The sequence below is a fragment of the Nitrosomonas sp. genome (assembly GCF_021731985.1).
GTDB lineage: Bacteria > Pseudomonadota > Gammaproteobacteria > Burkholderiales > Nitrosomonadaceae > Nitrosomonas.
On record NZ_JAKFWH010000081.1, the window covers coordinates 22,617 to 33,896 of the forward strand.

Sequence of the window (11,280 nt, forward strand, 5' to 3'; positions counted from 1 at the left end):
CCAGGCATCAACTTTCAAATAAATCTTTTCACATTGACTGTCTAAACACCGACGAGCGTAACATTCCCAAACTCAAATTCAATGGCACTCACCAAATAATCGCTTCCATCCCATATGCCGCCATGGCCGTAATTTACTGGATTACTCAAATAATCCCCGGATGCATTGGCAAAACCTCCAAAAACAAACGCATCACCATTGTAAGCACCGGCTGTGAACACCACCGAGGAGAAACCGCTGGCATGATCCAAAGTAATCGTCTTGCTTATGCCGGTAGCATTGGCATTAAATGTTAACTCATCAACCACCAATCCGGAGCTATCCAACAACTGTAACCGGCCTGCTTCAAAATTTTTCCCTGATTGATCCACGTTAAATGCATATAAATCAATCGTGACGCTAGTAGCTTCTTTAGTCAGATCGAACCGCAACGCTTCCGTGCCATCAATCTCCTGAGGTATTGAGGATGTTTTAAGCGATTGCCCGCTCACACCAATGTCACCTCTGAAAATATCCCCGCCCGATAACACATCCGGCTTGGTTCCATTTAAAGCTGCACTACTCCAAATTTCTGCCGGATTCAGGTAATTGGATTTATGGCTAATGCGGATGGCTTCATTGGTCCAGTCATTTAACCAAGCATTCGGTTCAGATGATGGAATGAACATCGGTGCATCGCCGATTCGCACTTTTTCAGGTGGAATGACATCATTGACCAGCACAGCCAAATTACCGGCATTGACATGTGTGCCATCCTCGTCAATCAGATCGGTGCTGATTGTATAGTTGCCATCGGCAGCGAAAGTATGTGTGACATCCCCAGCCGCACTATAGGAATCACTGCTACCATCGCCCCAATTGACGATGTAACTGGTGACCGTATCAGTTCCCGGATCAGTGATTGCACCCAGATTGAGCGTATAGCCAATGCCTTCGTTCACACTCGGAGCGCCTGACAAAGCAATCGTTGGCGCTACATCGTTAACATTAATCGCAAATTGCTGTGTTATCGTATCCTCACTGCCATCCGATACTGTAATACTGACAGTATGACTGGCATTGCCATCTGCAAAGGAGCGGTTGATATTAGCGCTATAGACACCCGCTGCAATAGTGCCTGTTTCACTGGCCGAACCATCTCCCCAATTAATACTATAGGTTCTGCCGTCGTTATCGGCATCCGCATCATCAGTAATACTGATCAGACGATTGAACGTATCGCCTTCATTCAGCACCGCATTGTCGCCCGCATTCAAGTTAAGGCCTACTGAAGGCCCAAAAACTTGCACCTGTTCCAATGCAGCTAGCGCGAATTCGACTGAACCAGTCAACGCGACATCCAGCACCGCATTCTCGAACTCAAGGGTGCCTTCCGTCAAACCGACACCACGCACGATTTCCTCTGCCGCAGCCCGTACCGCAGGATCAAGATCGTTAACCGTAATGGCGTGCGCAGGAAAATCGCGATTGGTAAATGTATCGGTGGATTGCCCGTCTGCGTATACGAACAAAGAGGTTTCCGGTGTGATGCGCCAGGAATCCGCGAATGCGCCGTACAAATCTATCGCAGAAACATGGCCAGCTAGGACTGTGCCATTGGCAAGTGCGATATCGTTGGTACGATCGCCATCGTGATTGCCGAGCAACCCTGAAATTTCGCCGCTACGGTCATTGCTCAGAAAGGTGTTCACATCGATGAAAGCGGAACGGAAATTAGCCAGGAAACCATCGCCGTGCGCATTAGTTACTATGTAAGCATTGCCTTCCCGGTAGATAGAACCACCGCCCACTGCAATCGTTTCGCCATCGACGATAACCACGAATTCACCGTTGATATTGACCGAATTGGGTTGATCTTTATAAATGCCCACCACATCATCACCAACACGCATGGCGACCGCGGCATTAACGGAAACATCACGATCTCCCCAAGGCTGTTGACGCACTTGTATTTCCAAACCGGGGTCCGTGCCACGCACTAAAGTAAATTCACCGACTGATTGGAAATCGTACTGATGACCATCGAAGGTGCGAAGGTGAGGATCGCCGTTTGAGAAACCATTATTGTTAGGAGTACTTGTTTCTATTATTTCTTTAACCAAAGAATGAAATAGGTTAGCAATGGCATCTAAGATTTTTTTTATCGAAAAAACTCCAGTTTCTGAGAGTCCTACACTTGCTCCAATACCTACACCTGTACCAACAGTAAATCCATACCCCGACATTCCCGGATGAGGCCCTTGATCTGTATAGGAAATTGATCCACCAACTGATAAACCAGCATCCACATCTACAGATATAGCATGACCTGATAGGCCGTCTAAGCTTGAATAATATCCAAACCCACCACCAAGATCTGCTTGTATACCTATACCACCACGTCCTGTTAGATAAAAACCATAATCTCTACTTTCTTCATCATAATAAGCACCAGCTCCGAGACCAAAACCAGCACCAAGAAAATAATTGCCTGAGCCACCAAAGGTAATAGTACGCGATCCTTCAGGATCGAGATATGTAATTGAAGAATTACCAGCAAATCGATAGAGATTTATTTGATCACCTGTTATCCAGAGCGGATCTTCCGACAAAAATCGCCCCATATTGCCATCATAAAATCGTGCACGCATGTAATTGAGGCCGTTTGCTTCTTCCGATACACCCAGTGCACCATTGAATTCATACGGATTATCAATAGTCTCATCTTTAAACAACTCAGTGCCAAAAGGGGCATAGTCATAACGGTTTACCAGCGATCCGGTGCTATCGGTCATACCAGTCACTGACCCGACACCATCGATATCATAATAAGTGGCTGAGCCATCTTCTGCGATCCGGCTGGCTAATCCCAATCCATGCGCGTAAGAAGCAATCAGCGATCCATCATGAGCATATTCGTCCACCACATCCCCCAATCCAAAAGGATCAATAAGGAATTCCGCACGTACGCCATTCTCAATCGTCGCCGAGCGGTTGCCAAACACATCGTATTCATACTGCGTCACATCACCCGCGGCCGTCGTCACTGAAACCAGACGGTTTTCCAGGTCATAAGCATAGTGCCAGGTGCCGCTCGAATCTGTTTTGCTGATCAGATTACCATCAGCGTCGTACGAAAGATTAGCATCTCCCGCTGTTTGATATTGATTCAGCGCATTGGCGGTGTAGTGTGTCGTGACACCATCTTCGATTTGACTTACTCGATTTCCTGCAGCGTCATAGACATATTCGATATGCTTGTCGGGCAAGCCTACACGGGTTGAGGTGAATTGCGCCGAAGTGAGCTGCCCGACTGCATCATAACCATAAGCCCAGGTCCCCTCGGAGGTTTCCATTCCAATACGATTGCCCGCACTGTCATAGCTGTAGGTGTAATGGGAATTTTCACTGCCATGGGCATCCAGGTTGATAATTTCCCGCAACCGGCCGGCTGCATCGTAGCTATACGTGGTTGCTGTGCCATTGCCATTGTCTTCACGAATCAGGTTACCGGCAGCATCATACGTATAGTCGACCAAAGTACCCGTATTGTTGCTGAGGTTGATCAAACGTCCAGCCGTATCGTACTGGTAAAGCTGCGCTTTACCATCCTGATCGGTCATCGACGTGCGGCGACCACCCGTATCGTAGGTATAAGTCAAAGATCGACCATTCGGGTATTCAATTTCGGTGACGCGCCCTGCGGCATCATAACTAAGCGCAGTGGTTCCTTCAGCCGCCGTTGCTGTCAACATGCGCCCTGACGCGTCATAGGTGTAATTAACAGGACCGGAAGTACCAGCGGATTGGCCAATCAACTGGCCACGCGCATCATAATCATAGGATGCTGAGTCTCCACGCCGATTGGTAAAGTTGCTGACATTTCCATTGGTATCAAAACCAAAATTCAAATGCGTGCCATCCACCCAGGTGGCTTGCGTCAACTGTCCTTTGTCATTGTAGGCAAAGTGCCGGGTGGATCCATTCGCATCGGTGAAACTCACCGGCACGTTCAGTGTGTCATCATAGGAATAGGCCAGTGTTGCGCCAGTGGCATCGATGAACGAAGTTGGGCGCCCCTGTGCATCGAACGCAAACGCGACCGTGGAGCCATCCGGAAGCCTCATTCCGGTTAGATTGCCTTGTGTGTCATAGACCAAGGATGCTGCCGCACCCGTGCTATCGGTGATGGTGGCAGCTTGTCCATCAGGAGCCAAGCTGATATGCGCAGTACGGCCTGCACCATCGGTAACCGTGTAGCCTCCGAGATCATCGTAACTGAATGAAGCGGTTTCTAGCCCATCCGCTACGGATGCTGACGCGAGCCGTCCTGCTGCGTCATAGGCATAAGCAATGGTTGCGCCGCCTGCAGCGGTCGTCCTATCCAAGTCACCGTTGGCATCGTAGGCAAAATTAGCGGTACCGGCACTGCTGGTTGCGGAAATAAGTTGATTGCCACTGCTTGAATAAGCCAGCGAGATCGTCTGACCATTGGCATCAGTTACAGATAACACATTACCACTTGCATCTCGATTAATCGTCAGCGCATTACCATTCGGGCCAGTGAAACCGATAATGCGACCTGAAGCATCATAAGATGCTGTTGCTTCGAATCCATTGAGTGCAGTGGCTTTAATAAATGCGCCAGAATGGTTGAAGAAAAGCGTATTGCCATTCGATTGTTCGAGCTTGAAACCATCGGCAGTATGAATTAACGTACCTTCCATGTTTCCTGAGGAAGCATAGGATCCGTCAATATTCTTAGTAAAGACCGGATGCAGGGGAGGTACAGCGCCTAATGAATAGCCATCTAAATTAATCGTTTGCCCCACGGAAACCGATACTGTGTAGTAGGCGGCATCACGGGCATTCAACGTAAACAGCGTGTTCAAATCAGTAGAACCACGCAGTGCAGCATCCCCATTGGCAGCAATATCCAGTTTCAAGTCACCCAGGAAGGCCCAGCCTGTGCCTGCTGTGCCTTCAGTGGAACGCTCAACCAGCGAGCCGAAATCACCGGCTTGTTCCAGCTCGAAAGCCAATGCAGCCAGGGCGCTATCGCTCCTGACTCCCAGTGAAGTCAAATAGTGACCATTCTCAGCCAGTGTATCGATAAGACTACCGACGCTGGTTCCGGCTTCAGCCTGGAAATTGGTAAATACACGATGCCATTGGGTATCCGATAACCATTCCGGTTTCAATTTTGATTCAAGGGAGCCCCAATCGATTCCCTGGTTAGGATCAACGATGGAAACCGAAACAGTCATTAACTTAAGTGTGGTCGCCATTTTTGTGGAAAAATCCAAAGCACCTGTTTCACCCGAATCCAAAGCACCCAAGCCATCGCCCAAGCCGAGCAGAAAAATGCTATCGGAAAATTCACCGGTAAGCGGATCGGCCAATAGTCCGCCATTTGACGCTTGTGCCACAAGCAGAGTACCCGCCAATGGCAAAGTTGAGTTATTCGCATAGGAGAATCGGCTCACTCCCACCTCGGCAGGATAAAGACTAGTAGGCACCTCGAGTTTACCTGTGATTGACGGCGGCTCAGCTGAACTAACCGAAATTGTTACCAGTGTTGGAGGACTGTAGCTGGCTCCATCAAAAGCCCGATAGATAAAGGTATCGGTACCGGTATATCCTGCATCAGGAGTGTAAGAAAACGAGCCATCTGCATTCAGATTTAAAGTACCGTGACTGACAGGTGTGACCAATGATGCCGTGAGGGAATCACCATCACTATCTGAATCGTTAGCCAGCACGCCTGTTAACGCATTAATAACCAGTGATAAGCCGCTTGTGACCGTGTAAGAATCTTCATTGGCAACAGGGGGGTGCTCTTCATCAACTGGCACAAGAGCAGCCGAGACAACGTAATCACCCGTGCTGGTTAAATGATCGCCAGTGCCGAGATAATACGTTCCGCTTTTTGACGGTGTATAGACGATATGTGAATTAAGGCCATCATCCCCATCATTATTCGATGTCAGCAAACTGCCACTGCCGTCAAAAAGAGAGAGCTGAGGATCGCCTAATCCGCTCAAACCGGCTGAGTTCAGGCGAAATTCATACGTTTGTCCAGCTACAAGTGAAACTTGGAACCAGTCTTGATCGCTACTGCTTTCGATCGTTCCTGTCGTTGAACCGCCAACAGTGACAACTCCGCTTGTGGCAATTGATGCCGGGTAATCGTCGGATGCTAATAAAGCCGCAGCGATGGTGTAATCACCGGTATTGGTTAAATGATCGCCAGCACCCAGATAATACGTTCCACTTTTCGACGGTGTGTAGATAATGCGTGAGTTAAGACCATCATCCCCATCGTTATTCGATGTCAGCAAACTACCACTGCCATCAAAAAGAGAGAGCTGAGGATCGCCTAATCCGCTCAAACCGGCTGAGTTCAGGCGAAATTCATACGTTTGTCCGGCAGCAAGTGAAACCTGGAACCAGTCTTGATCGTTACTGCTTTCGATCGTTCCTGTTGTTGAACCGCCGACAGTCACAACTCCGCTTGTGGCAATTGATGCCGGGTAATCGTCGGATGCTAATAAAGCCGCAGCGACGGTGTAATCACCCGTGCTGGTTAAATGATCGCCAGCACCCAGATAATAAGTTCCACCTTTTGAAGGTGTGTAGACAATGCGTGAGTTAAGACCGTCGTCCCCATCGTTATTCGATGTCAACAAACTGCCACTGCCATCAAAAAGAGAGAGTTGCGGATCGCCCAATCCGCTCAATCCGGCTGAGTTCAGACGAAAATCATACGTTTGTCCGGCAGTAAGTGAAACTTGGAACCAATCTTGATCGCCACTGCTTTCGATCGTTCCTGTAGTTGAACCGCCGATAGTCACAACTCCGCTTGTGGCAATTGAGGCCGGGTAATCGTCGGATGCTAATAAAGCCGCAGCGACGGTATAATCACCGGTATTGGTTAAATGATCGCCAGCACCCAGATAATAAGTTCCACCTTTTGAAGGTGTGTAGACAATGCGTGAGTTAAGACCATCATCCCCATCGTTATTCGATGTCAACAAACTGCCACTGCCATCAAAAAGAGAGAGTTGCGGATCGCCTAATCCGCTCACGCTGGACGAGTTCAGGCGAAATTCATACGTTTGTCCGGCAGCAAGTGAAACCTGGAACCAGTCTTGATCGCTACTGCTTTCGATCGTTCCTGTTGTTGAACCGCCGATAGTCACAACTCCGCTTGTGGCAATTGATGCTGGGTAATCGTCGGATGCTAATAAAGCCGCAGCGACGGTATAATCACCGGTATTGGTTAAATGATCGCCAGCACCCAGATAGTACGTTCCGCTTTTCGATGGTGTGTAAGCGATAAGTGAATTAAGACCATCATCGCCATCGTTATTTGATGTCAGTAAACTACCAAAGCTGTCATAAAGTGAGAGTTGAGGATCGCCTAATCCACTCAAACCGGCTGAGTTCAGGCGAAATCCATACGTTTGCCCAGCCACCAACGCCACCTCGAACCAGTCTTGATCGCCATTGATTTCAATTGTTCCTGTTGTTGAACCGCCGATAGTCACAACCCCAGTTGTGCTGGTTGATGCCAGATAATCGTCGGGTACTAAATCAGCAGAGACAATGTAATTACCTGTGCTGGCCGAATTGCCATTGGCCCCCAGATAATAAGTTCCGCTTGTTGAAGGTGTATAGACGATACGTGAATTAAAATGATCATCGCCGTCATTATTCGATGTCAGTAAACCGCCCCCACTGTTGTAAAGAAGTAACTGAGGATCGCCCAATCCACCTTCACTCGCCGAGTTCAGTCGAAACTCATATTTCTGTCCAGCCATCAGTGTCACTTGGAACCAGTCTTGATCGCCATTGATCTCAATCGTTCCCGTCGCTGATTCGCCTATATTGACAACCCCAGTTGTGACAATTGTTGCCGGGAAATCATCCGGCACTAATGCAGCAGATACCGTGTAATTTCCGGTGCCGCTTGAATAAGCGCGTGCACCTAGATAGTAGGCCCCGCTTTCTAACGCCGTATACGTGATCAGAGAATTGAGGCTACCACCTCCATCATCATTAGAAGCTAATGCGCTTCCACTCGCATTATATAAAGTGAGAAAAGAATCGCCCAATCCACTCACACTGGCTGAATTCATACGAAATTGGTAGATTTGTCCAGCCATCAGTGAAACTTGGAACCAGTCTTGATCACCACTGAGCTCAATCGATCCTGGCGTTGAACCTCCTATATTAACAACCCCGGTTGTGGCAGTTGTTGCAGGAAAATCATCCAGCATTAATGCAGCAGATACGGTGTAATTGCCGGTGCCGCTTGAATTTGCACGTGCACCCAGGTAGTAAGTTCCACTTTCTAACGCCGCATATGTGATCAGAGAATTGAGACTATCACTTCCATCATTATTGGAAGCTAATATACTTCCACTCGCATTATATAAAGTGAGATAAGGATCACTCAATCCGCTCACACTGCCAGAGTTCAGATGAAATTGATAGGCTTGTCCGGCTATAAGCGATACCTGGAACCAATCTTGATCGCCACTGACTTCAATTGATCCTGTCGCTGAATCACCGATATTAACGACCCCGGTTGTGGCAATTGTTGCAGGGTAATCGTCGGGTACATGCACTAAATCAGCTGAGACAATGTAATCACCCGTGCTGGTTAAATGATCGCCAGCGCCCAGATAATACGTTCCGCTTTTTGACGGTGTATAGACGATATGTGAATTAAGAAGATCATCTCCATCATTATTCGATGTCAGCAAACTGCCACTGCTGTCGTAAAGAGAGAGCTGAGGATCGCCTAATCCGCCCACACTGGCTGAATTCAAGCGAAAATCATACGTTTGTCCAGCTACGAGTGTTGCCTTAAACCAATCTTGATCGCCATTGATCTCAATCGATCCTGTTGTTGAGCCGCCTATATTGACAACCCCAGCTGTGGAGGTTGATGCCAGATAATCGTCGGGTACTAAATCAGCAGAGACAATGTAATCGCCTGTGCTGGCTGAATTGCCATTGGCCCCCAGATAATAAATTCCGCTTGTTAAAGGTATGTAGACGATGCGTGAGTTAAGAAGATCATCCCCATCGTTATTCGATGTCAGTAAACCGCCACTGCTGTTGTAAAGGGAAAGTTGTGGATCGCCCAATCCGCCTTCACTCGCCGAATTCAGACGAAACTCATATTTCTGTCCAGCCACAAGTGAAACTTGGAACCAATCTTGATCTCCACTGAACTCAATCGACCCTGTTGCTGATTCACCGATATTAACAACCCCAGTTGTGGCAATTGTTGCTGGGTAATCGTCGGAAATTAAATCAGCAGAAACGATGTAATCACCCGTGCTGGCTAAATGATCACCGGCACCCAAATAATACGTTCCGCTTTTTGACGGTGTGTAGACAATGCGTGAGTTAAGACCAACGTCCCCATCATTATTCGATGTCAGCAAACTGCCGCTGCCATCAAAAAGAGAGAGCTGAGGATCGCCTAATCCGCTCAAACCGGCTGAATTCAAGCGAAATTCATACGTTTGCCCAGCTACGAGTGTTGCCTTAAACCAGTCTTGATCACCAGTGTTCTCAATCGATCCTGTTGTTGAACCGCCTATATTGACAACTCCGGTTGTGGCAGTTGTTGCTGCGTAATCGTCGGGCACAGCTAATGCTGCAGATACAGTGTAATTGCCTACCCCGCTTGAATTAGCACGTGCCCCCAGAAAGTAGATTCCACTTTCTGATGCCGTATACATGATCAAAGAATTGAGACTGCCACTTCCATCATTATTGGAAGCCAATGCACTTCCACTTGCATTATATAAAGTGAGATAAGGATCACTTAATCCGCTCACACTGCCCGAGTTCAGACGGAATTGATAGGTTTGCCCAGCTACGAGTGAAACCTGAAACCAATCTTGATCGCCACTGACTTCAATCGATCCTGTTGCTGATTCGCCTATATTGACAACCCCAGTTGTGGCAATTGTTGCCGGAAAATCATCCGTCACTAATGCAACAGATACCGTGTAATTACCGATTCCGCTTGAATAAGCGCGTGCACCAAGGAAGTAGACTGCACTTTCTGACGCCGTATACGTGATCAGAGAATTGAGACCATCGCCCCCATCATCATTGGAAATTAATTCGCTTCCACTCGCATTATATAAAGTGAGAAAAGAATCGCCCAATCCGCCCACACTGGCCGAGTTCATACGAAATTGGTAGGTTTGTCCAGCCACAAGTGAAACTTGGAACCAGTCTTGATCACCAGCGACCTCAATCGAACCTGGCGTTGAACCGCCTATATTGACAACCCCGGTTGTGGCAGTTGATGCCAGATAATCGTCAGCCATTGAAAACAATCTCCTGTTTTATTTTTGTGGATATTGCGGTGATGGATCAGCCTTAAATTTTCTTCAAGAAGAAGTGAAATATTGAGAAAGTGAGGCATAAAAAATGCTGCTTATATTTAAGCAACACTTGGCAATTTGTCTCTGCAAGTCAATATTTCAATTGTACTTTAGCGATCTAGTCCGCATATTAGTACATTTGTCCTAGATAATCCATATGAGATATTCAGAATAGGCGAAGGTAAATGAATTACTTCAGAGCAGAAAATTATTAAACATTTATTGAATTCCGAACGTATTGAAGAATTATACGGAATCAACAGGATAGATTTCTCGCCATGCTCGAAATGACAGTTATTCGGAAGCTCCTTAATGTTTTGTCACCGAGAGAACTGCATCGTTTGATGTGTACTGGTATAACAATTCAATTACGTTTATAGTTTAGATAAGATCACCTGATTAGAAAGATTGTTCAGCCAAACCCGATTTTTTCTATTATAAGGCGCATACTGACCCAAGCGAACCCACCAACAAAGAGGAACTGCCATGGCCATGAATCGTATCCAATTCCAAGCAGGCTTGTCCTTACCTGCATTCCTTGCGCAGTTTGGCACAGATGAACAATGCGCTGATGCATTGGAAGCGTCCCGTTGGCCGCAAGGATTCAGCTGCCCAGGCTGTAGTAACGCGAATTACTACTTGCTTAAGATAGGAAAACACAAGACCTTCCAATGCAAGTGCTGCCGGTTGCAGACATCTCTGATCGCTGGCACCTTGTTCCAGAGCACTCACTTGGCGCTAAGCATTTGGTTTTTAGCAATTTATCTGATCAGCCAAGCCAAGACCGGCTTGTCGGCACTCGACCTTAAGCGGCAGTTGGGCGTGAGTTATCCAACGGCTTGGCTGATTCAGCAGAAGCTGATGCAGGCGATGGTCGAACGGG

2 protein-coding genes are annotated in these 11,280 nt (G+C 47.5%); one reads left to right on the forward strand and one right to left on the reverse strand.

Annotation, left to right across the window (positions count from 1 at the left end; genetic code table 11):
* Positions 1-41: 41 nt before the first annotated feature.
* On the reverse strand, positions 42-10,340 hold the full coding sequence (locus QZ942_RS12160; protein WP_292995946.1) for a pre-peptidase C-terminal domain-containing protein: 10,299 nt from the start codon (positions 10,338-10,340) through the stop codon (positions 42-44).
* Positions 10,341-10,883: 543 nt separating this feature from the next.
* Between QZ942_RS12160 and QZ942_RS12165 the strand changes: the two genes are divergently transcribed.
* On the forward strand, positions 10,884-11,280 hold a 397-nt coding region (locus QZ942_RS12165), incomplete at its 3' end, for an IS1595 family transposase (protein WP_292995948.1).

Excerpts from the sequence above, each read along its gene's own strand:
- QZ942_RS12160 (WP_292995946.1), bottom strand. The coding sequence starts at position 10,340 with ATGGCTGACGATTATCTGGCATCAACTGCCACAACCGGGGTTGTCAAT.